Origin of the sequence: Micromonospora sp. ATCC 39149, assembly GCF_000158815.1 — a bacterium.
GTDB lineage: Bacteria > Actinomycetota > Actinomycetes > Mycobacteriales > Micromonosporaceae > Micromonospora.
Map to the genome: position 1 here is coordinate 984,679 of NZ_GG657738.1, position 23,168 is coordinate 1,007,846.

Consider the following 23,168-nt stretch of genomic DNA (forward strand, 5'->3'; position numbering starts at 1 on the left):
GACTCCTCAGCGGTAGGAGGTGGCGTCGGTCAGGGAGTCGTCGAGCTGAGCCAGTACGGCCAGGAGCCGGTCAACCTCGTCGACGGTGTTGTAGGCGTGCAGGCTGACCCGCACCGAGCTCTCGCGTTCACCCGCCGGGCCCTGGCAGTGGGCGTTGGCGCGCACCATGAGGCCGTGCTCGGCGAGCACGAACCCCAGGTCCGCGGAGCTGATCCCGGGGTGCCGGAAGGTGACCAGGCCATGCCGGCGCTGCACGGTCGAGTCGAGGGCGAGGCTGTGCTGACAACCCAGGACCTGGATGGACGGCAGCCGGTACAGGCCGTCGGTCAGGCGAGCACCGAGGGCGACCGTCCAGCGCGCGATCCGGTCCAGGCCGGTGACGTCGAACCAGTCGACGGCCGCCTGCAGGCTCACCAGGCCCGCCGTGTTGGGCGTACCCTCCCAGCCGCGGTGCACGTACCGCGGTCCACGGGTGTTCCGTGCCCACAACACGCCGATGCCGGGCAGCGCCATCGCCTTGTGCCCGGAGAACGCCACGAAGTCGACATCCAGGTCGGCGACCGAGACCGGCAGGTGGCCCACGCTCTGCGCAGCGTCCAGGCAGATCACCACGTCGTCGCCGACGAGCCGGCGGATGCGGTGCACGTTCATGTCGGCGCCGTACACGTGGTGCAGGTGGGTGACCGCCACGAAGCGGGTGTGTTCGCCGACGAGGCCCGCCAGCGCCGCGATGTCGTAGTCACCCGACGGCTCGTACGGCATCTCCACGAGGCGCACGGTGACGCCGCGCCGGGCCAGGACCTCCCGAGCTTCCTGCCACGGGCTGACGTTGGCGAGATGGTCCGCCGCCGGGACAACGATCTCGTCGCCGTCGGCGAGGGTGTCGACGAGCCAGTCCAGGGCCACCCGGCGCAGTGCCTCGGTGGTGCCGCTGGTGAAGTGGACGCCGGAACGCTCCGGGTCGGGATCGGCGAGCAGGTCGCGTACCCGGCCGCGGCAGCGCTCCACCAGCGCCGATGTCTCGTTGGCCCACCGGTACGTGCCGCGTCCGGCGTTGGCGTTCGCCGTCGTCAGGTACCGGTGCACGGCGTCGAGCACGGCCTGCGGTTTCTGCGCGGTGGCGGCGCTGTCCAGATAGGCCTCGCCGGCGGCCTCCGCGAAGATGGGGAACTGGGACCGTACCTCGCGCTGCCACGAGCCCAGTTCGGCGAGCACGCGGTCCGGGTGCTGCGCGGAGTCGGCCGGTCCGGCGCCGGGCACAGGACATGCCTCGGCCGATCCGGCCGCGAAACCGGGCACGCCGAGGGCCGACCGTGGCGCGGCCATCAGCCGCGCACCAGCGGGGCGCCGGCGTCGCGCCAGGCGACGACGCCCCCGTCAAGGCTGCGGGCGTCGGCGTGCCCCATCCTGCTCAGCAGAGCGGCGTAGCGACGCGATTTTTCTCCCACCGGGCAGGCCAGCAGCACCGGACGGCGCCGATCCACGGGCAGCCCACCGCGCAGCAGGTCGTCGAAGATCTCGTCGACGATGTTGACCGAACCCTCGATGTGGGCGGTCGCGAAGGCGAACGTGCCGCGCAGGTCGATGATCAACGGCTGAGTCTGCTCGATCCACTGCCGCGCCGCGGACACGTCCATCGACTGCGCCGCATCGGCTTCCGCATCGGTGACCGTGGAGACGGCACCGGCCCGGGCCGGCTGGTTCAACAGCTCCGGCCGGCGACGGCGGATGTAGCTGAGGTAGCTCTCCACCCGGTCGCACACGATGAACACCGCGCTGCGCCGGCCCGGGTCCTCGCCTGCCGCCGCCTGGGCGGCGAGGTCGGCGTCCACCTGGCGCAGGTAGCGCACGGCGCCCGTGTAGGCGCCCCCACCGGTGGGACCCGCCAGGATCCCGCACCGGCGGACCAGCGCCAGCAGACCGTCGATGGCCTCGTCGGCGGAGACGGCCTCGATGGTGTCGTACGTGCCCGGATCGAACAGGCCGACCTCGTGCACCTCGTCGATGTTGCGGATGCCGGGGATGAAGTCGGACTTTGCGGCGACCAGCCCGACCACAGTGACCGCCGGATCGTGCTCGCGCAGCACGCGGGCGACGCCGGTGGAGGACCCGGCGGTCCCGACACAGGCGATGAAGTAGTCGGGGGCCCTGCCGTCGAGATCCTTGACGATCTCGGGCCCGGTGCCCTCGATGTGGGCGGCGGTGTTGCGCGGGTTGTAGTACTGGTCGGTGTGCAGGTACCGCGACCCCGACTCGCTGATGGTGCGGTGGATCCGGGTCAGCGGGTCGTCGGTGTTCGTGGGGTCGAGGCATTCCGCCTGACCGGGCAGCTCCTCGATGGTGGCGCCGAGCAGCAGCAGGAGGTCCTTGATCTCCGGGACCTTCATCCGGTTCGTGATGCTGGTGAACGGCAGCCCGTGCATGCCGGCGATGACGGCGAGCGCCTTGGCGGTGTTGCCGCTGGACAGCTCGACCACCGTGGCGCCGGACTCCTGGGCTTCGGCGAGCCGGGGTGCGGCCATGTTCCACGCCGCTCGATCCTTCACCGAACCGAAAGGGTTGAGTAACTCCAGCTTGGCGTACAGGTCGATGTGCTCCAGGCCGTGCAGGGTCGGATCGATCCGCACTAGCGGGGTGTTGCCGATTGCGTCCGTGATGGAGTCGTACCTCATGCAAGAACCTCCTGCGGCTGCGCGGCGGTGGCCGTGGTTTCGGTGGTGGTACCGGCCGTTTCCAGCGGCCAGTACTGCTCGTCCAGGCACCACCGCCAGCGGGCGCCGTCCTGCCAGGCCGCGACGGTGCGGGCGACCGGCTGGTGCAGCGCGTGGTCCGCGCTGAAGTCCATGAAGTAGCCGGCCGTATTGGCGAAGGCGAGCAGGTCGCCGACCCGGGGCAGGGTGGGCAGGTACACCATGCGCCGGGTGATGAGGTCGGCCTCAAGGCAGAGGTTGCCCAGCAGGTAGACGGGATTCCCCTCGGCCGGCGACGGCGCGGCGGCGGGCGTGGCGGGCAGGAGGATGGGGTCCATCATCACGCCGTGCTCCTCGAGGCTGACATCGCGGGCGTTGAGGTCGAGGCGCACCAGATGCGGTCCCGCTGCCGTCGGACGAACCTCGAGGACCCGGGCCAGCACAGCGCCGCACTGGTCGAGCAGGGCGCGCCCCGGCTCGATCCACAGGTCGTACAGATGCTCCTGCAGCAGCGTCGCCAGGCTGCGCTCGCCCATCCCGGCGGAGGCCGTGCCGAGCAGTTCGGCGAGGTACCGGGGACCGGACAGCGGCCGGTGCGCCGGGTAGAGGCCGAGCGCGCCACGCAGCGACCCGGCCTCGGCCCGCCAGCCGTAGCCGTGGCCACCCCAGGTCAGCTCCGGTCGGCGCCCCAGCACCGCCAGGGCGAGTTCGCTGGTCCAGCGGTCCCACTGGTCGCCCTCGGCAAGGTAGTCGACGCCGAAGCCACCACCGATGTCGACGATCCGCGGGTGCAGCCCGTGCCGGTGGCAGCCCGCGAGTACGGTCAGGCAGCCCTCCAGTGCGGTCGCCTTCTCCGCCAGACCGATGGTGTCCAGGTGGTACGCGACGCCGATCAGCTCGACGGCGTCGCGGGCGCCGGCGATCCGCGCCAGGAGGGCGTCCACCTCGGCGACCGGCGTACCGAAGCGGCTCGGCCGGGAGAGGATCGTGGAACCGGCGGAGGTGAACGACGACAGCCGGAGCAACACCCGGACAGGTCGCAGCGCGTGGCGGCGGACCAGCGACACCAACTCGTCCAGCTCGGCCGGCGAGTCCAGGTTCACCGTGATCCCGCAGCGCGCGGCGAGCCAGAGGAACTCGGCGGTCTTGGGGCCGGTGGCCATCACCCGGTCCGGGGCGAAGCCCGCACCCAGCGCGTGCTGCAACTCGCCCAGGCTGGCCACGTCGATGGCGGCGGGCGTCGCCGCCAACCGGCGGACGAATGCCGCTGAGCGGTTCGCCTTGTGCGCGAAGAACACCTCGCCGCGCAGGTGATGTCCGGTGTAGACGGATTGAAATGCCGCGGCGTTGTCGGCAATCTGGTTGGGAAGCACCACGTTCAGCGGCGACCCGAGAGCTCGGACGAGGTCGTGCAGCAACGCGGGCTGCGTCAGCAGCTCACGCAGCCGACCCTCCACCCTTGGTTGCAAGTACAGCGGGAGGTCCATCGATCGTCCCCTTCGGTCCCAGTCCGCGGAAACGATAGTCGTTTGCATTACACAGGGAAAGGGGTCCGTCGGCCGCGGCCGGTCGCCGGCATCCACGCCAGGACACCGGACCCGGCCGCGGCGGGCGCCGGCTGATGCAGGTCGGCCGGTGGGAGGCCCTCAGGCGAGCACAGGACCGAGCTGACCGGTCACGTCCCCGTAGGCGTTACGGACCCAGGACTGTTCCGCCAGCCTGAGGTGGAGGTCACGCAGCAGGGCCGCACGCCGTTGGGGTGTCATGGGTCCGTTCTGCGCCCGTTCCACCAGACGGCTCAGTGGCGCGACATCGTCGAGATCCTGCGGCGTCGGGCAGACACCGGCCTGCCGGGCACGGCGGAGCCCTGCCTGCATGGACACCACGGCAAACGGCCCGCCCGACAGTTCGTTCGTCAGGTAGGCGAGGTCCACGTCGTCACCCACCTTGTTGCCCACCATGACGACGACATCGCCGACCCCGGCTGCCGTCGCGAGATCGCGATAGCGGCGCGCCACCGAGACCGACTCCGGCGTCGGCTCCACCACCACGACGATCAGGTCGAACTGGGCGTGCAGCGAATTGGCGAACGCGTCGGTGCCGGCCACCATGTCGCAAACCACCCAGTCGCCGGCACCGAGATGCAGGTGCGACAGCAGGTTCTCCAGGATGGCGAGATGGCCGTGGTAGCAGCCAGCGCCGATGTCCTCCCGCTCGTACGTGCCGACGTGCAACACGTGGGTGCCGGGATCGAGCGCCGTAGCGTGCCCGGCGAGCACAGGATCAGCCGGGTCGAGCGTGACCAGCCGGGATCCCGGACCCGGCGGCGTGGTGGGCACGAACTGCTCCACTGCGGACACTCGCGGGTTCGTGCCGAGCAGGTGCCGGCGGATCGAGGCGGCGTTCTGCGGCTGCGACATGGCCGACGCCGGGGTGGCGGTTACACCCAGCAATGGAGCCAGGTGGACGTTGACGTCCGCGTCGATGGCGAGGACACGGTGGCCGGCGGATCGCAGGAATCCGACGAAGAGGGCGGCGAGCGTGCTCTTGCCGCTACCACCCTTACCGGTGAAAGCGATTCTCATACCCCCATTTTAACCTATCGAAAACGACAACCAGTATCGCTATGCTCGACCGAGGGCCGCCCTCGTGCGACCTCCAAGGACACGACGCGCCGGCAGGCCGGAGAACCGGTGACCGGGACGCCTCGGTTCCCCCGGACCACCCGGCAAGGCACCGAGATCGCCGCGCTGCTGCACGAGACCCACGGGTAGCGACCCGCACTGACCCCACCTTCGGTGACGAGCGCTTCGCGGCAGATCCGGATGCCACCCACCAACCTGCAAGTGCGATACGGGACCAGCAGGCAGCTTGTTGCCTTGCCCGGCGGTGGGCAGGCGGCGATACGTGGCAAGAGCGGTCCCAGGCGGCCACCGCATTGGGGACAACAAGGCTCGCCGGCGGTGGGGCGACCTCCATGAGCTGTGTCCGGACGAACTACTCGATGAGCCGACCGGTGACCGCGACCATGCCAAGGCCACCGCGTTGCTCCAGAAGTGTCGGGGGCAGGGGCGGTAGCAGCCGGTATCGCCCCCGCGTGGTCAGCGGCAGATGTGTGCGCCTCGCTGGTCGGTCAATCCGCCACGATGACCGCCCGCTACCTCCGGTCGGCGTCGCCAGGGCGGCCGGCGAACTGCCTGGCGATGGCACGGTACTGGTCCGCGGCTCGAGCCACCTGGCCACTGTCGAGACTCGTGCCCGGCATGCGGCCGAGCCGTTCGACCTCGTCGGCCAGGCGGAGGTGTTCACGATGCGCATATTCGCGGCAGGCCAGGCAGGTCACGCGCTCGGGGTACAAGGAGGTCATCGCGTACCCCGCGCGCACCCCGCAGCCGGTCGTGACCGAGGTCGGTAGGTCAGCGGCGAGGCCGAACGTCGACGCCAGGAGGTTGCGCGTGGCGGCGCTGGCGCCGAGGGTCGCCACGACGTGGATGTGCGGATCGAGGTCGCTCACCCCTACTGCCTACCGCAACTGGCAAGACTGAACCAGCGGCAATGGCGGCAGGCAGATTCGACGGGCTACGAGCCGAGCGCCCTGTGCCCCGGGTTCGCGCCGGCGCCAACTTCGACCTGCTCCAGCAGGGCGAATACTCCTCACCTGCGAGCGGGGAGATCCAACGCGGGTATCCGCTTCTGCCGATGGGCGGAATCACCGCTCAGGCGATGCTCGCGACCGGCGACGGGTTGAGCCTGGCGAAGCCTTCCTGCCGGTGATAGGGGAAGTATGGATAGGGTGCGGTGCGGCTGCTGGCAGTGTCGAGCCGGGCTGTCTGTTCGGGTGTGAGCGACCAGCCGACAGCGCCGATGTTCTGCCGCAGTTGCGCCTCGTCGCGTGCGCCAATGATGACGGTGGCTACCGTGGGTCGTCGTAGTAGCCAGTTGACCGCGATCTGCGGCACTGCTCGACCGGTCTCGTGGGACAGTTCTTCGAGGACGTCCACGACGCGGAACAAGTGCTCGTCGTCGACCGGTGGGCCGAAGGCTGCGGTCGCGTGGAGCCTGCTTGTGGGCGGTGGCGGTGTGCCGCGGCGGATCTTGCCGGTGAGTCGTCCCCAGCCGAGCGGGCTCCACACTACGGCTCCGACGCCTTGGTCGAGGCCCAAGGGCAACAGTTCCCACTCATAGTCCCGACCAACAAGTGAGTAGTAGACCTGGTGTGCCACGTACCGGCGGCGGCGGTCCCGGTCGGCTGCGGCGAGGGACTTCATTAACTGCCAGCCGGAGAAGTTGGAGACGCCGAGATAGCGAATCTTGCCCTCCCGTACCAGGTCGTCCAGTGTCGCCACGACCTCTTCGATGGGCGTTGCGGCGTCGAATGCGTGTAGCTGGAACAGGTCGATGTAGTCGGTGCCGAGTCGGCGCAGCGCCCCGTCGACCGATCGGATGAGCCGGGCGCGCGAGGTTCCCGCGTCGTTCGGTCCGTCGCCGGTCGGCAGGCCGGCCTTGGTCGAGATCAGGACAGCGTCGCGTCGGCCTTTGATCGCTTGTCCCAGCATCTCCTCGGACGCGCCGTCGGAGTACACATCCGCGGTGTCGAACATGCTTATCCCGGCGTCCAGGCAGATGTCCACGAGGCGCCTCGCCTCGCGCGCGTCCGTGTTGCCCCAAGCGCCGAAAAGCGGTCCGGAGCCGCCGAAGGTGCCGGCGCCGAAGCTGAGGGCGGGCACGGTGAGGCCGGATGCCCCAAGCCGTCGGTACTCCACGATGACAACCTTCCCTTAACGGAACTACAGTTTCATTAACTACGTGAGCTAGGGTAGCAGCCAGCCGCAGTTAAGGGAACTGGAGACCTGTTATGGCCGTCGGTGCGATTCGGCCCGGAGGGCGGACCGCCCGGGTCCGCGCCGCCGTACTCCGAGCTGCCGGTGACGCGCTCGCAGAGCACGGCTTCGACCGTCTCGACCTCGCCGACGTGGCACGCCGCGCCGAGGTGGGCAAGACAACGGTCTACCGCCGCTGGGGTACGGTCGCCGGCCTCGTCGCCGACCTGCTGACGGACATGGCGGAGCATTCGCTGCCGCGAGCAGACACCGGATCGCTGATCGAGGACCTGCGTGCCAATGCCCGGCTCGTGCAGCGCACCCTGGTCGATCCGCGTCAGGGTGCACTGTTCCGCGCGGTCATCGTCGCCGCGACCTGCGACCCCCGTGCCGCCGAGGCGCTGCACCGCTTCTACGCCGTCCGTATCGCCGAGTGGGCCCCCTGCGTAGAGCAGGCCGTACGGCGGGCGGAACTGCCCCCGGGCACGGACGCGGCCGAGGTCATCCGCGCCGTCTCGGCACCGCTGTACTACCGCTTGCTCGTCAGCGGAGACCCTATCGACGAAACCACGGCAGACCGGGCCGCCGAAGCGGCAGCGGCAGCCGCCCACGCCGGCGTCTACACGTCCCCCAGCGGTCTCACCTGACGACACCGCCATCCGCACCTGCTGCCGATCGTGTGCGCCGCCGACAGCCGCATCTTGATCAGGTGCGCGCTCGTGCCGCTGACCGGGTGCCGTGTTCAGTCACGGTCGTCAGGGCGTACGCCATGTGCGAGTAGCCGAGAGGGTCACCATCGCAGGCCCTACGGCGCCGTCCCTTGACGCCATGTCTCTGCGAGCAGGGCATACGTGTAGCCGTCCAGCCAGCCCAGCTCGGCGTGCCAGGAGTCGCCGACGCCGTGCTGCTCACGACGCATGCCGACCTTCTCGAGGATCCGCACCGAGGGGAGGTTGTCCGCGAAGCAGCCAGCGGTGATCCTTCGCACGCCCAGCCGGTCGAAGGCGTGCGCCACCATCGCGGTGACGGCCTCCGTCGCGTAGCCCTGGCCGCCGTACGCCGGGTCGAAGATGTAACCGAGTTGCGCCTCTGTCCGCGGCGGCATGCCGGGCTGGCCCATGCCGTCGAGCAGTTCGAGCGAGACGGTTCCGATCACCACGCTGTCCAGGGTCACGGCCACGCTGTGGTCGTCGGGATCCTCAGCAGCGCGCCGCCACCTCGCTCGGAAGGACGCAGGGTCGACCTCGGTGCGCAGCAGCCAGCGAGTGACCTCCGGAAGGTTGCGGTACTCCAGGATCCGGTCGACATCCTCGTCACGCACCGGGCGAAGTTCGAGGCGTTCGGTGCGTAAGTTAGTGCTTTCCACGAGGTGAGACGTTAGTGGGTGCACCACGGCGACACGTCCGATTATCCTGCCGCCGCCGGACCCGGTTCACCTAGCAGGAGGCTCGCCCACCACACGCACTGCCATGGCACGGACCGCGCGTCTCGCAGTGCGGCCGACTGTCCTACGGGTGGCGGCGCACCGAGGTTGATGTGCGGTCCGCGGTCGTCGGGCGCAGTGGCGATCGCCGGTGGTGTCCGGGGGCGGCTGGTAGGCCGCGTAGAAGTGGTCCGGTGGTGTCGTCCGGTAGCAGGAGCCACCCGGCGGCGAGGTCTATGCGGGGTCGCCGGCGCGGAGGTCACCGAAGTCGATCACGCCGCAGAGGGTGCCGTCGGCGGTAGAACGTTGGCCGGGTGCAGGTCGGCATGGAGGCATGGCGCCGGGCCGGTCCATCCGGGCGCGGTGACCGCGTCAGCCGGCGCGGACGGCGTCCGGGTCGTTGCTCAGCCCCGCTCGGTGGCGCAGGCGAGCCCTTGGGTGAACTGGACGGCCTAATCGGCCAGTGGCCCGTGCTCAGGGTGGGTGGCCGCAAGCCGGCCGCGGGTCCCGCCCACTCCTCGGGCGGAACCGCGTCAGTCGCAGTGTCGCCAGAAACCGCGCCCGGTCGACCGCGAATTGCGTCAGGTCGCCGAAGTTTCGCGTTGCTCGCGGGCTCGCCGTCGAGCCATTGGGCCACCAAGCAGGGAGCGAAGAACTTTCGTCGGGCCCGCCCATCGCGAGCGGAAACCGGCACGGGCCGGTAGCCGCGACGCGAGGGCCGGAAGCCACCGGTGTTACTTCTCGACCGCCAGCGGGTACGGCGAAGCGCTGGGCAGGCGCACCGACATCAGGGCCCCGAGGTCAAACGTCCAATAATCCCCGCCCTGGTTCGCACTCGAATCGGCAGGTCAGCCCCGGGCGGGAACTGCGTGGCCAGCAATCGCCGGACGAGGCTGGCATCAATGCGCCGACGATCCGTCACGGGCCCACCGACACCGCCGCGGCCTCTGCCGGCGAGCGATTTGTCGCCACCCGACGGCGTCCGCCGCGCCGCCGGAAACGCGGTCGCGCAATTGGCTCCTGGCAGCGTGCGCCGATCAATGCCGAAGCCCTGGGCGCACCGCCCGGCAGTCTTTCGGCGGAGCGCGCCGGCAGGCTCGGCGCACCCACGAGAGGCAGCGCCGGGCGGGCGGCGACGGGCCCGCGCCGCCGGCCGCTTCCGGGCCAGACGGGTGAGGTTGCTCACAACCAGCCGGCGGGGCGCGGCGGGGGCCGTCGCCGGCGCTCGACCGGAATCGTTCGGTGGGCGGGGCGCGTCCGCTCGCCTTTCTTTTCGGTACGGGAATGACCGAATTGTGTACCGGTGCCGGGGGGTGCCTACCGGAAGAGACGGAACCTCGACATGGTTCTGGTGGCTGAGATGTGGTGGAGTGTTCCCTATGCTGGGCCCCGGGGGGACGAGTGTTCCAGCTGGTCCGCGGACCACGCCGCGGTTGCAAACTTGGAAAGACCCTGGAAAGGGTGAGGGGGAAAGCACGCCGATGACCGGTTTAGCTACACGATCCTGGGATGGCATGACCATTCCAGCCGCCGGTACATATCTTCTCGATCCGGCACACAAGCGGATCGGTTTCCTCGCCCGGCACATGATGGTGAGTCCGGTGCGCGGTGAGTTCGGCGAGGCCACCGCCCGGATTGTCGTGGCGGAGGACCCGTTGGCCTCGTCGGTCACCGCAACGATCCAAACGGCGAGCGTCAGCACGGGCAATACCGACCGGGACACGCATCTGAGCAGCGCCGATTTTCTCGACGTGGAGAGTTACCCCACGCTGGAGTATCGCAGCACGGGAATCAAATGGCAGTCGGTCGACGACCCAATTTTCTATTGGGCGCGGTTGCGCAACAGCGGGCTCAGCCGGAGATCGGTGTCGGGCAAGATTCCCAATCCACAGAATCGTACGAGTGGCAGATTCGTGCTCACCGGCGATTTGACCGTCAAGGGGATCACCCGGCCGATCGACCTTCATGTGGAATTCGGTGGTGCTCGCCGAGATCCGTATGGGCAGGACATCTTTGGCTTCAGCGCGACGGCCGAAATCGATCGTGAGGACTACGGTCTGCTCTGGAACGTCGTTCTGGAAAGCGGTGGCGTCCTGGTCGGAAAGAAGGTCCAGATCGAAATCGCCGGCGAGGCTATTCGTCAGCCCTGAGCAGCGGAACGTGCCGTAAGAGCGCACCGCGCAGGTCGAGCCAGGCGCCGACCGGGCCACGGACCAGGCCCGCAGCACCACCTCTTCGCAGCGCGGGCAGCGGGCCACCAGGCCGGGCGCGTGGTCGTACACCCCGTAGGACCGCCACCGGCCCGGTCCGCCGGCATCCGGCAGTCTCGCACGAGGCCGGCGCCCGGCAGGACGTGACCGATCCGGTGTCGGTGTCCGCGGTGGCGGCGCGGGAGTACGGGCGGCTGGACATTCTGGTCAACAACGCGGGCATCCTGCTCGAACGCGGCCAGAAGCCCAGCGCGACGCAGGTCGAGCTGCTGGAACGGACTTACGCCACCAATGTGTACGCCGTGGTGCGGGTGACCAACGGCCTGCTGCCGCTGATCCGGCAGGCGCCCGCGGGGCGCATCGTCAACGTCTCCAGCGGGCTGGGTTCACTCGCGCTGACCAGCGACCCGAACGGACCGTACGCACCGTTCCCGCTGCTGGCGTACAACTCGTCGAAGAGCGCGCTCAACGCGGTCACCGTCTCCTACGCCAACGAGCTGCGGGAAACGGCGATCAAGGTGAACGCCGCCGATCCCGGGTACTGCGCGACCGATCTCAACGGACACGCCGGGTCGCGGACCCCGGCACAGGGCGCCGCCGTCGCTGTACGGCTCGCGACCCTGCCCGACGACGGCCCGACCGCTGGCTTCTTCAGCGAGGACGGCTCCGAGCCCTGGTAGGGCAGGGACTCGGCACGCGCATCCGACGCCGGGGGTCGTCATGGAACCTTGACTTCGGATCTGCCTCGTCGGCCAGATAGGGGTGCGTACGGACTGGGGCGCGAACCAGGGAACCGTACGCACCCGCCTGCTCCGCCGGTGCAGGCAGGCAGTTCGTAGGAGTCATGCAATGCAGGTAGGCCCTGAGATGGGAAGGTGTCTGAAGAGGAGCGAGTCCGACGGGCGGCCTAGCCAATACGCTGAGCCCCGTCCGCACTATCTGGGAGAGTCATGACAAGTAGGTTCACCGAGTTGACCATTGACTGCCACGACCCGGAGAGACTCGCGGCCTTCTGGTGTCAGGTCCTGGACTTCAAGGTGATCGACCGGAGCGAGGGCAAGGTCGAGATCGGCTCGTGGGTGCCAACCGTCGAGGATGTTCGGGCCCGTCAGATGCCGCCCACCCTGCTGTTCGTCCAGGTACCTGAGGGCAAGACCGTGAAGAACCGGCTTCACCTCGACGTCAGCCCGATCGACGGCAGCACCGAGGACGAGGTGACCAGATTACTCGGCCTCGGCGCCACCAAGACGGATGTGGGCCAGGGCTCAGACCGAAACTGGGTGGTCATGGCAGACCCCGAGGGCAACGAGTTCGACGTCCTACGCACCCTGGCACCGCAGACTTAGTCCACCGCTGGCGTGGACTTCGAGTTACTCGTGCGCGATTGCGTTCAGTACGTTGACCCGCGCCGCCCGGATCGCCGGCAGGGTGGCGGCGAACGCGCCGACGATCACGGCGAGTATCAGGTATGTCCCCATCTGCTCCCAGGGGAGTGCCACTTCGGTGAAGCCCTCCTCCTTCAACGCGCGCACGACGGCCGCGCCCAGCCCGCTGCCGACCGCGAGGCCGAGCAGCGCGCCGAACACCGAGATCACCACAGCCTCGACGGTGATCATGCGCATCGCCTGCGCCCGGCGCAGTCCGATCGCCCGGAGCAGGCCGAGCTCGCGGGTGCGTTCGAGGACCGACAGTGCGAGGGTGTTGACGATGCCCAGGACGGCGATGAGGATCGCCAGCGCCAGCAGGAGCTGGATCATGGCCAGAATGGTGTCGAACTGGCTGCTCTGCTGGGCGATGAACGCGCTACGGTCGCCGACGGTGACCTCGGGGCTGTCGGCCAGGAGTGCGTCGATCTGCTTGCGGATCTCGGCGGCGTTGGCGCCCTCGGCGAGGCGCAGGTACCCGAACGAGGGCTGGGCCACCCGGAAGTCGTGTACCGCTTCGGCGGGCAGGATCCACCCGCCGACCCGGTACACGTCGTCGTCGGCGTAGATGCCGGCCACGGTCATGGTGCGGACGTCCCCACGGGCAAGCCGAACCTGCAAGGTGCTGCCGGCGCGCAGCCCCAGTTCCGTGGCGCGCTCGGCGTCGACGACCACGTGATCGGCCGGCAACGTCGCGAGCGTCCCCTCGATCGTCCGCAACGGCAACATGCGGGTCATGGCCGCCAGGTCGGTGACCACGTTGACCCGGCTCGGCCTGCCGTTGATCATCGCAATGTCACCGTACTCGCCGACGATCTCGCGTACCCCGCCGATCTGGCGTGCGCGGTCCAGCACCGCAGGGTCGAAGGTCGGCATCGAGTCGCCCCCGGGCTCACCGGCAATGATCAGATCGGCCTTGACCCGCGTGTCGACCATCTTGGTGAAGCTGGCCGTCGCAGATTCGAGGACGACGTGCACCCCGGTGATCAGCGCTAGGCCGACCATGAGGGCGGCGGCGGTGATCGCGGTGCGCTGTGGGTTGCGGGCGGAGTTGAGCCGGCCCAGCCTGCCCGGTACCGACCAGGAGAACAACAGGCCCAGCACCGACACGATCGGCCGGGCGATCATCGGCGTCAGCAGCGCGATGCCGGTGAAGGTGACCAGCACGCCGCCGAGGAGCAGCAACAGCGTGGCCTCGCCGCCCTGGCCTGTTAGTCCGATCCCGAGCGCGGTAACGCCGATCGCGGTGATCAGGGCGCCGGCGACGGTGAGGCGGGTCAGCGGACGGTCCGGCGCCGCGACCTCCCGCAGCGCCGCGACCGGCGGGATACGCGCTGCGCGCAGCGCTGGCAGCAGCGCCGCCACCAGCGTCACCAGCGTGCCCACCGCGAACGCACTGATGACGGCCGAGGCCGGAATCTCGATCGATTCCACAGGAAGGTCGGCGTTGCCGACGTGCCTGAACACGTACGCCAGCAGCGCCCCCACGCCGATGCCCGCACCCAGCCCGAGTACCGAGGCGACGACACCGATGGCCAGCGCCTCGACCAGCACCGACCCGATCATCTGCCACCGGCTGGCACCGATGGCCCGCATCAGTGCCAGCTCCTCGACGCGCTGCGCTACGAGGATCGAGAACGTGTTGAGGATCAGGAACGTCCCGACGAACAGCGCCACTCCGGCGAAGCCGAGCAGCACGTTGTTGAAGAAGCTCAGCGCCTCGCGGAAGCTTTCGGCGGCGGCGTCCTGCAGTTGCTTGCCGGTCTTGACGTCGTAGGTGTCGCCCAGCGTGGCGGAGAGCCGGTCGCGCAGCACCTCCGGCGCGACGCCTGGCGCGGCCTTGACGACGATGGCGGAGTACACGCCCGTCTTGCCGAGCATCAGCTCCTGTGCGACCGGCTCGATGAACGACACCTCCTGGGCGCCTCCGATGGTGTCGCGGTTGCCGCTGTAGCCGAAGATCCCGACCAGGGCGAACGTTTTCTTCGGCTGCAGGGTCAGCACGCCCACCCGGTCACCGACCTCGACCCCGGCGGCCGCGGCCAGGCTCGCGTTGACCGCGATCTCGTCGGCGGCCCGCGGCGCGCGCCCGGCGCGCAGCTGGCGCAGGTCCGCCGTGCCGCTCCAGCTGGTACCAAGGCGCGACGGCCCCGACGTGGTGACGACCTTGCCGTTGGAGCCGATGACGCGCGCGCCGCTGACGCTGACAACACCCGTGGCCTTCTCGACGCCGGGGATTGCGCGGACGTTGCCGACGAGCTCCGCCGGCACGGTGGCGGAGTTCTCGTCGGGCTCGCCGCCCGCCACCGGCGCCTTGCCGCTGACGGCGACGTCGGTGCCTGAGTACACGCTGGCGGAGAGGTTGTCGAACGACGCGGCGAGCGTGCTGGTGAGGACGAACGCGCCGGAGACGAACATGACGCCGAGGACGACGGCCATGCCCGACAGGATCAGCCTCAGCTTTCTGGAGCGCAGGCTCTTGAGGGTCGCGAGCAGCACGGTCAGGCCCTCACTGTCTGGCTGGTGTCGACCGGGTCGGTGTCGAGGCGCCTCATGGTGTTCAGGACGGCGTCGGCGGTCGGCGCGTAGAGCTCGGCCCGGACCTGCCCGTCGGCGAGGAAGACGACCCGGTCGGCGTAGGAGGCGGCGTTGGGGTCGTGGGTCACCATCACGATCGTCTGGCAGTAGTCGCGCACGGAGCGGCGCAGGAAGCCCAGCACCTCGGCGCCCGACCGCGAGTCGAGGTTGCCGGTGGGCTCGTCCGCGAAGATCACATCAGGGCGGGCGACAAGGGCGCGGGCACAGGCGACGCGCTGCTGCTGGCCGCCGGAGAGCTGGCTCGGCCGGTGCGACAGCCGGTCGCCGAGGCCCACGGTCTCGATGACCTGGGCGAACCAGTCCCGGTCGGGCTTGCGGCCGGCGATCGACAACGGCAGCAGGATGTTCTCCTGCGCCGTCAGGGTCGGCAGCAGGTTGAACTGCTGGAAGATGAACCCGACCTGGTCGCGGCGCAGCCGGGTCAGCTTGGCGTCGCCGAGTCCGGTGACGAGCATGTCGCCGATGTACACCTCGCCACGGGTGACGGTGTCGAGACCGGCCAGGCAATGCATCAGCGTCGACTTGCCCGACCCGGACGGTCCCATGATCGCTGTGAACTGGCCGCGGCCAAGATCGACACTGACGCCCCGTAACGCCGCCACCTGGGCCTCGCCGCTGCCATAGACCTTCCACACGTCGACGGCTCGCGCCGCGACCGTGGCGTCCTGGCGAACCTCCGCGCCGGGTGGCCCAGTTGTCGTGGTTGGCACGATTCCTCCTCATGCGGCATTGAACGGTCTGTTGACCCGCCTCATCCAAGCGCTGCCAGCGGCCAGGCACATTGGCCCGTACCCGAAGCTTTGGGGTAGGGCCAGCACTACGACGTACAGTGCTGGCCGTGACGACGACCGGGACGGCTGCGACTGGCAGAAAGGCCCGCGCCAGCACCGCGTGGGAGGCGATGCGGACCCAACCACTACGCATCGCGTTCTCGCCATGGCCGCTGCGGGCGTTGGCCTACCTCGCGTCCGGGGCCGTGGTCGGCGCCTTCACCCTGGTCTGGCTGCCCCTTGCGTTGCTGGCCGGCGCGGGAGTCCTGACGCCACTGGCGATGCAGCCGCTGGTGGCCCTCGAGCGGCGGCGGATCATGCTGCTCGGCGGGCCGGCGCTGCCCGACCCGCATCGGCCACCGGACCGGCCCGGTCTCGTCGCGTGGCTACGCCTTCGCCACAGCGAGGCGGCGACGTGGCGGGAACTGGCGTATTCGGTTCTGCACGGAACCGTTCTGCTGGCCTTCGACCTGGTGGCCACGCTGCTCGCCCTGAGCCCGGGACTGGTCCTCATCCTGGTGCTGAAACCCGACGACCCGCCACCGTCGCCGCCGGGCGACGGCGAGGCGCCGGCCGGGCTGTCGGACGTCGTCGCCCCCGCACTGCTCCTGGCGTTCGGAATGATCGTCGCCGTCTTCGCCATCTGCTACGCGGTGGTTCTCGCCGCGATCGCCCACGCCGCGCTGGCTCACCTCCTGCTGGCCCCCGGCGAGGAGGCGAAGGTCCGGACGTTGACCCGGTCGCGGGCGCGGCTGATTGACGCGTTCGAGGTCGAGCGCCGGCGCATCGAACGGGACCTGCACGACGGCGCCCAGCAACGCCTCCTGCGTCTGGCCATTACCCTCGGGATGGCCCGGCTGGAGGTACGTGACAACCCCGAAGCAGCCCAGGCCCTCGTCGACCAGGCCGCCGAGCAGGCCAAGGCCGCCCTGGCCGAGCTTCGCGAGCTGGTACGCGGCGTCCACCCGCAGATCCTCACCGAGCGGGGCCTGCCGGCGGCGCTCACCGAGCTGGCCGATAGCGCCGCCGTACCGTTGACGATCGCGCTCGACGTACCTCACCGACTACCGTCCATGGTGGAGTCCACGGCGTATTTCGTGGTCGCGGAGGCGTTGACCAACGCCGTCAAACACGCGAAGGCGCGCCAGATCTGGGTGACCGGCTGCCTCGACGGGACCGCCCTCGTCGTCGAGGTGCGCGACAACGGCGTCGGCGGCGCGGACCCCGACAGCGGCACCGGCCTGGCCGGCCTCGCCGACCGCGTCGACGCCCTTGCCGGCACGCTTGTCCTGTCCAGCCCGCCCGGTGGCCCGACCGTCCTCAGAGCGGAGCTGCCATGCTCCGGGTAGCACTCGCCGACGACTCGGTGCTCCTGCGCGAGGGGCTTGTCGGCATCCTCGCCCGCTTCGGCCACGAGGTCGTCGCTGCGGTCGGCGGCGCCCCGGCGCTGGCCGATGCTGTCGTCGCCGACCGCCCCGACGTGGTGGTGACCGACGTACGGATGCCACCCACATACACCGACGAGGGACTGCACGCAGCCCTCGCCCTGCGCCGCAACCACCCCGGCCTGCCGATCCTGGTACTCAGCCAGTACATCGCCACGACCTACGCCAGCGAACTGCTGGAATCCTCGGGCAGTGGCGGTGTCGGATACCTCCTCAAGGACCGGGTCGCCGACGTGACCGAGTTCGTCGACGCCGTCGAACGGGTCGCCGGCGGCGGCTGCGTGATCGACCCACAGGTGGTCAGCAAGCTCCTCGCGCTGCGCCGCGACCCGCTCACCAGGCTGACCCCGCGCGAACGGGAGGTCCTGGCGCTGATGGCCGAGGGACGATCGAACGCAGCGATCTCACGGATGTTGACGGTGACCGATGCCGCGGTCGGCAAGCACATCGCCGCCATCTTCGCCAAGCTCAACCTGCCCGTAAGCAGCGAAGACGACCATCGGCGAGTACGCGCGGTGCTCGCCTACCTTCAGGGCTGACTCCCACCCGCCGTACCGCCGTGGCCGGCTCGTTGGTGACCGACCCAATCCGTCCGACCTACGCCACGCAGAACTCGTTGCCTTCCGGGTCCTGCATGATCCACCAGTGCCCGGCAGGCCCCTTGTTGACCTCACGGACTCGTGCTGCCCCCAGGTCTTCCAGCCGGGTCACCAACTTGTCCATGCCGTCGGGCTCGCTGTGCAGGTCGATGTGTAGGCGGTTCTTGCCGGACTTGCCCTCAGGCACGTCCTGAAAGAGCAGCCGCCGGCCCCGGCCGACACCGCTGGTCTCGTCGAACGGGTCCTCGGGATGCCGGATTGCGGCGTAGCCGCGAAAGGTCTTGCGGCCCCGATGCTCGACGACTGCCTCGTCGCCGATGTGGCCGGCGGCCAGCAACTGCTCGACGAGCGCACTGGGGTCTTCCACCTCGTAGTCCAGGGCCGCAGCCCAGAAGTCCGCGAGGGCGGGTGCGTTCGTGCTGTCGACAACCAACTTCCAGCTCAATGTCATGTAACCAGTTATAGTGGTTACATGGCTTCCTCCGCAACCAAGGGGATGACGCTGCGCTCCCATACCGGCGTCGCATACCAGTTCGACCCCGGCGCGCTGTGCCTGGAGCTGCTGACCACCGGCGGTCCCGGCCCATACCGCCGGTACGAGGTCCTGCACGAACCCGCCGACCTAGCCGCCTGGACAAGCCGGTCGCGGCTGACGCCGACGCCCGCGCTGGAGATCTCCCAAGCCGAGGTGGTGGACGCGCGAAGGCTCCGCGACGCGCTGTTTCGGGTGGTCCTCGCCCACACGCGCGGCGAGCCACACCCGCCCGCTGATCGACAGACCATCAACGAGGCAGCCGCCCGTTCGGCTCTGGCGCCGGCCATCGCGCCGTCCGGGAAGCGGCAGTGGACCGGGCCCCTGAGTGGCACGCACCTGCTGGCCACCGTCGCACGGGACGCCGTCGAGTTGCTGACTGGCCCGTTCACGGACCGCATCCGCACGTGCGCTGCCGAGGACTGCCATCTCATCTACGTCGACACCTCACGCCCCGGTCGCCGCCGGTGGTGCTCCATGGAGCACTGCGGCAACCGTCACAAGGTCAGGGCGCTGCGCACTCGCCAGTCCGAGGAAGAATGACGGCGATGCCTACTGGGCTCACCAAGGACACGGGCGGGCAGACCGGCGATCCTGCGCCGACATCATGGGCCGGAACCCGCGCCGCCGCAAACGCACCACCATCGCGGACCCGGCCACCCCGCCGGCTGGTCGGCCACCACCCACATGCGCACAAGCCCGGTCATCGACGCTCTGCACCCGACGGGCACGGCCCGCGGCGGCCGGGCCGACAAGGTGGTCTTCCACTCCCCCCGCGGCCAAGAAATCAGTCGGCGCTGGGCTGGAAGATCACAGCGACGCCGAGAGCTTCGCTGGCTGGTACGACGATCTCACCCGCGTGTCCCTTGGCATATGTCACCGCCGCGGCCCGCAAGTGGTGCTCTGTCTGGACGATGTCGTGCACCGAAATTGTGTATCCGACGAAGGCGGGCAGGGCTGGCGGACACTCGCCGGGCAGGACGTTGGGCAGGGCGGAGGCGGCGACGAGAGTGACGGTGGTGTCGTCGAGTTCGAAGGTCCGCGTGGAGCCGTGACGTACCTCGGTGGCGCCACCGAGGTACGTCGCGTAGCGGTGCTCGACGTCGGCCAATGCCTCGTCGGGGACGCACAGCATGCATCCAACTAGGTCAATCGCGCTGTTGGCGTGCTCCGGCCGCTGCTGCCCGGCGACGGGCGTGTTCTCGGCGACGCCAACCCTGCCCTCGGGCAACAGGCCGCGTGGCGCGTTCGGGTCGTCGCTGTTGATCTCCAGGTAGCGGGCGGGAACCATCCGGGTACCGTCGGCGGTTTCGATCGGGCGCTGCACCGCGTGCACGCCACCGTGGCCAACGCCAGCGGTGTCCAGCCGGGCAGCGGCGCAATCGATGTCCGGCGAATCGAAGATAAGGATGTGCATGCCTTGGAACCGGTCCAGGCAGGCGGTGAGGTTCGCGGCGGCGCCGCGCACGGCGGCCAGCAGCGCAGGCAGTTTGTCGGCCGGAACCTTGAGGGGAACCACGTGGGCTTCGTCCGGGATCGGCTGGCCATCCCTGATGACGGTCACGAGCTCGACGAAATTGCGGCGCAGGTAGATGTGGGTGTTCGCCGCGCCGACCGGGCGGGCGGGCGCTCCTGGGGCGGTGGACAGCGTCGGATAGGCCGGCGGTGGCAGGGTGAAACCCAGCCGTCGGTAGGTGCTGATGGCCGCGGTCATGTCTTCCACAACCAGGCCTACATGATGCAGGCCACCAAGGTCGTTGCCCATGCTGGTCACCTTTTGTCGATGGGTGCGCCGTAGGCGGCGCGGCGGTAGTCGTCGGCGTGCCTGTCGAAGATGGCGATGACCTGGGGCGCGGCGGCGGTGAACCGCGTCGACGGTGGCGGCTTCGCCGGCTCGAACGCGTGGCGCAGGGTGTCGGAGAGTTGATCGGCCTTCGCCTGAAGAGTCAGTTCCACTTCTGAGGGAAGGAACGGGTCGATGCCGAAGAAGCCGAACATGACCGCGGGCAGGGTGTAGTCCAGATCCTCGGGGCGCAGTCCGACCCGCAGCAGGCCGTTGTCGGCGAGTACGCCGAGGTATTCGCGGGAGGCAAGCAGCTTGCCGCTCTGCAGCGGTCGACGGGCTGGGCTGGCCAGAAACTGGCCCATGACGTCGGCGTCCCGGGTGAAGATCGCGCGCAGCACCGGCCGTGCCATCGCTTCCAGGAAGAAGTGGCGCATGTACCGGTGCAGGGCGACCTGCTGCGGATCGTCGCGCATGGCAGCCACCACCGCGTCGAGCATCGTCACGGCCTCCCGCGCGCCGACCGCGAAGAACAACTGTTCACGGCTGCGCCAGTGCAGGTATACGGTCCCCTTCCCGACGCCAGCGCGCCGGGCGATTTCGTCGATGGTCGTCCGCCGGTATCCCCAGCGCAGCAGCAACTCCTTCGCCGCATCGAGGATCCGGCCCGCGCGGTCGATGTGGCTGGTCGGCTGTGACTCCGTCATGGCACCCCCTCGTGACCGATGACCAGAGTAGCATTCTGGTCATCGGTCACTGGAGTCGACTTTCACACGTACGCGTAAGCGCCTTCAGTTCCCCTGTACACAGCGATGGGGCGACCGAAGGATTCAGGGCCAGCTACAGCGGCTTGGCCACCGCATCGGGGCCGGCACGATCCGACGAACCCTGACCCGCCGACGTGTCGGCCCGCCGCCCGCCAGCACTCCACCTACTTGGCATCACCGCGCACCCCACCGGCCGATGAACGACCCAGCAGGCCCGTAACCTCACCATGGACCTCGGCGAGCACACCGACCAGTTCCGGTTCCTCATCCGCGATCGCGATGGCGTCCAGAAGCACACGGATCCACGCGATCACTTCCAACGGCTTGCCACGAAGACCCAAAGATCGCCGGGCACGCTGAGTACCAGCAGCGATGAGCTGGAGACGAGATACCGCCAGCTACGTCAGCACTGCGCCAGGTTACCGAGCACGCGTACTTCCTGAGCCGTGACGCGGGTGGTCAGCTCGACGAGCGCAGACGTGATCGTCCAGCGCGCCCATGTGCCGCGAGGGTGGCGAGGGCGCGCAGTGTCACGCAGCCGCGCCACTCCACGCGCTGCCCCGGGGACCAGTCGAGCCAGTCGAACATCCAGCCGCCGTCCTCGAGCTGTTCCTCCTCGAGCTTGTCCAGCTCTGCCTGGATATGTTCCTCGGTGAACAAGGTCCGGCTGCTCAGGCCCGGGCGTGGTGAGAGCACGAGGGCGGTGAGGCGCTCATCCTCGGTGCCACCAGGGACGCAAATTGTGCCGTCGGGCCCGATCTTGGGTCGGAGCGACTCGATCGCCGCGCAGGCGCGGTCCTCGTCCGATTCGTGGTCGAGGAAATCAAGGGCGAACTTGACCCAGTAGGCGTCGAGCTCGTCAGGGCCATCGATTCGAGACCAGCACCAGGATCTCGCGGCATCGAGCCAGGAGGTCTGGACGCCGGCCCGGGTCAGGACGGATACGACCCCGAACGTGATGAACGAACCGTCCGGGTCGGGCGTCATCCACGGTGCGTGCGGATGGTTGGCTGCACTGGGCAGGACGAAGGGCAAGGCCCCGTCGGCACGGGCATTCCGGGCCGCCCAACTCGCAGCTTGGGTGACCATGGGGTCGCCCAACGCGCCGACTTCAGCGAGCACCTCGAGTGCGTGCAGCGTGGCAGTCGGCTGGCTCGCGGGGTCCCGGACGTCGGGTTCCAGGGCATGACCGAAGCCGTGGTCGGGGTTCTGATAGGCACGCAATGCCGTGAGGACCGGTTCCACCGAAGCGTCGTGGAGTAGCACCGCGAGTCGGTGCCTGTCCAGAAGGCGAGCGGTGTTGTGGATGAACTGCTCGGCAGCAGCGATGTCGACGGGCACGGTGCCCACGCTAGGCAAAGGCGCCGCCGACTGCTTCCAGAAATCGGACGGGGGTCATGCCGGTGAGCCGCCGCACCTCGTCGTTCATGTGTGCCTGGCTGGCGTAGCCCGCCAAGAACGCCCTACCCGCCAGGTCAGGGGCGTGCAGGTGCGTGAACCGGCGCAGCCGGCCGACACGCGCCAGCATCTTGGGTCCGTACCCCACCGCCGCCACCGCCCGCCGATGCAGCTGTCGTTCGCTAACGCCCAGCTCTGCTGCCACCGCCGCGACCCGAGCGCGCGGACGAGCCAGCCGCAATGTCGCTGCCTGGACCAACGGATCGGGTGTAGCGCCGCGAGAGGACACCGCCTTGAGCAGGTGACGACCTTGACAATTGGCGGGTACCACGGCGAGCGTCTCGGCGAGCCGCAATGCCTCCTGGCCCCACAGGTCGGCGGCATCGACCTGGCGGTCGCGCAGCTCCGCAGCGTGCCAGCCCAGCACCGCACCCGCAGCTCCGGGACGCAGCCGGACACCGGCCACCTCGGCGTTCGCCGGCAGCTCGACCAGCCGCGGGCCCGTATCAGCACCCGCGACCACCAACTTCCCGTTGCCGAGCCAGATCAGGTCGAGACAGCCGTCGGGCACTACCAGTTGGGCATGCCGATGGCTGACGCGCTGCTCCCACACGCACGCCACGAGTGAGGCCGCCGACCCAGGAACCACGTCCTCCCGGTACTGCGAGGTCACAACCTCACCCTACGGAATCGGCCGCCGGGTCTCGCC

The 23,168-nt window shown here is 69.3% G+C and carries 23 protein-coding genes; 8 read left to right on the top strand and 15 right to left on the bottom strand.

Going from position 1 to position 23,168, the window contains the following annotated elements:
* Positions 1-6 precede the first annotated feature (6 nt).
* The 4 genes from MCAG_RS03945 to MCAG_RS03960 all read right to left on the bottom strand — a co-directional run bounded on the left by MCAG_RS03945 (position 7) and on the right by MCAG_RS03960 (position 5,269).
* A complete protein-coding gene (locus tag MCAG_RS03945) occupies positions 7-1,326 on the bottom strand; it encodes an aminotransferase class V-fold PLP-dependent enzyme (RefSeq protein ID WP_083802179.1) in 1,320 nt (439 codons plus the stop codon).
* Complete coding sequence (locus tag MCAG_RS03950; protein ID WP_007071673.1) at positions 1,326-2,672, bottom strand: pyridoxal-phosphate dependent enzyme; 1,347 nt, start codon at positions 2,670-2,672, stop codon at positions 1,326-1,328. The genes MCAG_RS03945 and MCAG_RS03950 overlap by 1 nt, the downstream gene beginning before the upstream one ends.
* Positions 2,669-4,177: a diaminopimelate decarboxylase gene (locus tag MCAG_RS03955; RefSeq protein WP_007071674.1), complete on the bottom strand. Its 1,509-nt coding sequence runs from the start codon at positions 4,175-4,177 to the stop codon at positions 2,669-2,671. The genes MCAG_RS03950 and MCAG_RS03955 overlap by 4 nt, the downstream gene beginning before the upstream one ends.
* A 159-nt stretch (positions 4,178-4,336) precedes the next feature.
* Positions 4,337-5,269, bottom strand: a complete 933-nt coding sequence (locus MCAG_RS03960) for an ATP-binding protein (RefSeq protein ID WP_232290347.1) — start codon at positions 5,267-5,269, stop codon at positions 4,337-4,339.
* Here MCAG_RS03960 and MCAG_RS34390 point away from each other — a divergent pair.
* Positions 5,153-5,464 carry a hypothetical protein gene (locus MCAG_RS34390; protein ID WP_232290434.1) on the top strand — a complete coding sequence of 104 codons (312 nt, stop codon included), beginning with the start codon at positions 5,153-5,155 and terminating at the stop codon, positions 5,462-5,464. The two genes, MCAG_RS03960 and MCAG_RS34390, sit on opposite strands and share 117 nt — an antisense overlap.
* Positions 5,465-5,847: 383 nt before the next feature.
* On the opposite strand, the gene MCAG_RS03965 is transcribed toward MCAG_RS34390, so the two are convergent.
* Together MCAG_RS03965 and MCAG_RS03970 are read right to left on the bottom strand one after the other, a co-directional pair.
* Entirely contained in the window at positions 5,848-6,204 is a 357-nt protein-coding gene (locus tag MCAG_RS03965; RefSeq protein ID WP_007071676.1) for a hypothetical protein, read from the bottom strand.
* 202 nt (positions 6,205-6,406) lie between these two features.
* The gene (locus MCAG_RS03970) at positions 6,407-7,453 is read right to left on the bottom strand and encodes an aldo/keto reductase (RefSeq protein WP_007071678.1); all 1,047 of its coding nucleotides are present in this window, start codon (positions 7,451-7,453) and stop codon (positions 6,407-6,409) included.
* A gap of 92 nt (positions 7,454-7,545) precedes the next feature.
* Between MCAG_RS03970 and MCAG_RS03975 the strand changes: the two genes are divergently transcribed.
* A complete protein-coding gene (locus MCAG_RS03975) occupies positions 7,546-8,157 on the top strand; it encodes a TetR/AcrR family transcriptional regulator (protein ID WP_007071679.1) in 612 nt (203 codons plus the stop codon).
* A 158-nt stretch (positions 8,158-8,315) separates the two neighbouring features.
* Here MCAG_RS03975 and MCAG_RS03980 read toward each other — a convergent pair whose 3' ends face one another.
* A complete protein-coding gene (locus MCAG_RS03980; RefSeq protein WP_036372277.1) occupies positions 8,316-8,876 on the bottom strand; it encodes a GNAT family N-acetyltransferase in 561 nt (186 codons plus the stop codon).
* Positions 8,877-10,447: 1,571 nt separating this feature from the next.
* On the opposite strand from MCAG_RS03980, the gene MCAG_RS03985 reads away from it, so the two are divergent.
* From MCAG_RS03985 to MCAG_RS03995, 3 genes are all read left to right on the top strand, one after another.
* Positions 10,448-11,083 carry a YceI family protein gene (locus MCAG_RS03985; RefSeq protein WP_007071682.1) on the top strand — a complete coding sequence of 212 codons (636 nt, stop codon included), beginning with the start codon at positions 10,448-10,450 and terminating at the stop codon, positions 11,081-11,083.
* A 203-nt stretch (positions 11,084-11,286) separates the two neighbouring features.
* Complete coding sequence (locus MCAG_RS03990; RefSeq protein WP_157547862.1) at positions 11,287-11,823, top strand: SDR family NAD(P)-dependent oxidoreductase; 537 nt, start codon at positions 11,287-11,289, stop codon at positions 11,821-11,823.
* Between the two features lie 270 nt (positions 11,824-12,093).
* Positions 12,094-12,489, top strand: coding sequence for a VOC family protein (locus tag MCAG_RS03995; RefSeq protein ID WP_007071684.1), 396 nt, complete (start codon positions 12,094-12,096; stop codon positions 12,487-12,489).
* A gap of 24 nt (positions 12,490-12,513) precedes the next feature.
* On the opposite strand, the gene MCAG_RS04000 is transcribed toward MCAG_RS03995, so the two are convergent.
* Together MCAG_RS04000 and MCAG_RS04005 are read right to left on the bottom strand one after the other, a co-directional pair.
* Positions 12,514-15,066: an ABC transporter permease gene (locus tag MCAG_RS04000; RefSeq protein WP_007071685.1), complete on the bottom strand. Its 2,553-nt coding sequence runs from the start codon at positions 15,064-15,066 to the stop codon at positions 12,514-12,516.
* 2 nt (positions 15,067-15,068) lie between these two features.
* Complete coding sequence (locus MCAG_RS04005) at positions 15,069-15,875, bottom strand: ABC transporter ATP-binding protein (RefSeq protein ID WP_007071686.1); 807 nt, start codon at positions 15,873-15,875, stop codon at positions 15,069-15,071.
* A gap of 128 nt (positions 15,876-16,003) precedes the next feature.
* Between MCAG_RS04005 and MCAG_RS04010 the strand changes: the two genes are divergently transcribed.
* Both MCAG_RS04010 and MCAG_RS04015 read left to right on the top strand, forming a co-directional pair.
* Positions 16,004-17,284, top strand: coding sequence for a sensor domain-containing protein (locus MCAG_RS04010; protein WP_232290071.1), 1,281 nt, complete (start codon positions 16,004-16,006; stop codon positions 17,282-17,284).
* A complete protein-coding gene (locus tag MCAG_RS04015) occupies positions 17,272-17,919 on the top strand; it encodes a response regulator transcription factor (protein ID WP_007071688.1) in 648 nt (215 codons plus the stop codon). Before MCAG_RS04010 ends, MCAG_RS04015 begins: the two co-directional genes overlap by 13 nt.
* Positions 17,920-17,977: 58 nt before the next feature.
* Here the strand turns inward: MCAG_RS04015 and MCAG_RS04020 are convergent, their stop codons facing one another.
* Entirely contained in the window at positions 17,978-18,430 is a 453-nt protein-coding gene (locus MCAG_RS04020) for a VOC family protein (RefSeq protein WP_007071689.1), read from the bottom strand.
* Positions 18,431-18,451: 21 nt separating this feature from the next.
* Between MCAG_RS04020 and MCAG_RS04025 the strand changes: the two genes are divergently transcribed.
* The gene (locus MCAG_RS04025) at positions 18,452-19,054 is read left to right on the top strand and encodes an ABATE domain-containing protein (protein ID WP_007071690.1); all 603 of its coding nucleotides are present in this window, start codon (positions 18,452-18,454) and stop codon (positions 19,052-19,054) included.
* Positions 19,055-19,298: 244 nt separating this feature from the next.
* Here MCAG_RS04025 and MCAG_RS04030 read toward each other — a convergent pair whose 3' ends face one another.
* From MCAG_RS04030 to MCAG_RS04050, 5 genes are all read right to left on the bottom strand, one after another.
* Entirely contained in the window at positions 19,299-20,276 is a 978-nt protein-coding gene (locus tag MCAG_RS04030; protein WP_036376259.1) for a VOC family protein, read from the bottom strand.
* A 5-nt stretch (positions 20,277-20,281) separates the two neighbouring features.
* The gene (locus MCAG_RS04035) at positions 20,282-21,001 is read right to left on the bottom strand and encodes a TetR/AcrR family transcriptional regulator (protein ID WP_007071692.1); all 720 of its coding nucleotides are present in this window, start codon (positions 20,999-21,001) and stop codon (positions 20,282-20,284) included.
* A 224-nt stretch (positions 21,002-21,225) separates the two neighbouring features.
* Positions 21,226-21,375, bottom strand: a complete 150-nt coding sequence (locus MCAG_RS32145; RefSeq protein WP_157547864.1) for a hypothetical protein — start codon at positions 21,373-21,375, stop codon at positions 21,226-21,228.
* Between the two features lie 145 nt (positions 21,376-21,520).
* Positions 21,521-22,402 (bottom strand): hypothetical protein, encoded by an 882-nt coding sequence (locus MCAG_RS04045; protein WP_007071693.1) that lies wholly within the window; start codon positions 22,400-22,402, stop codon positions 21,521-21,523.
* A gap of 10 nt (positions 22,403-22,412) precedes the next feature.
* Complete coding sequence (locus MCAG_RS04050; RefSeq protein WP_007071695.1) at positions 22,413-23,132, bottom strand: helix-turn-helix domain-containing protein; 720 nt, start codon at positions 23,130-23,132, stop codon at positions 22,413-22,415.
* Positions 23,133-23,168 lie beyond the last annotated feature (36 nt).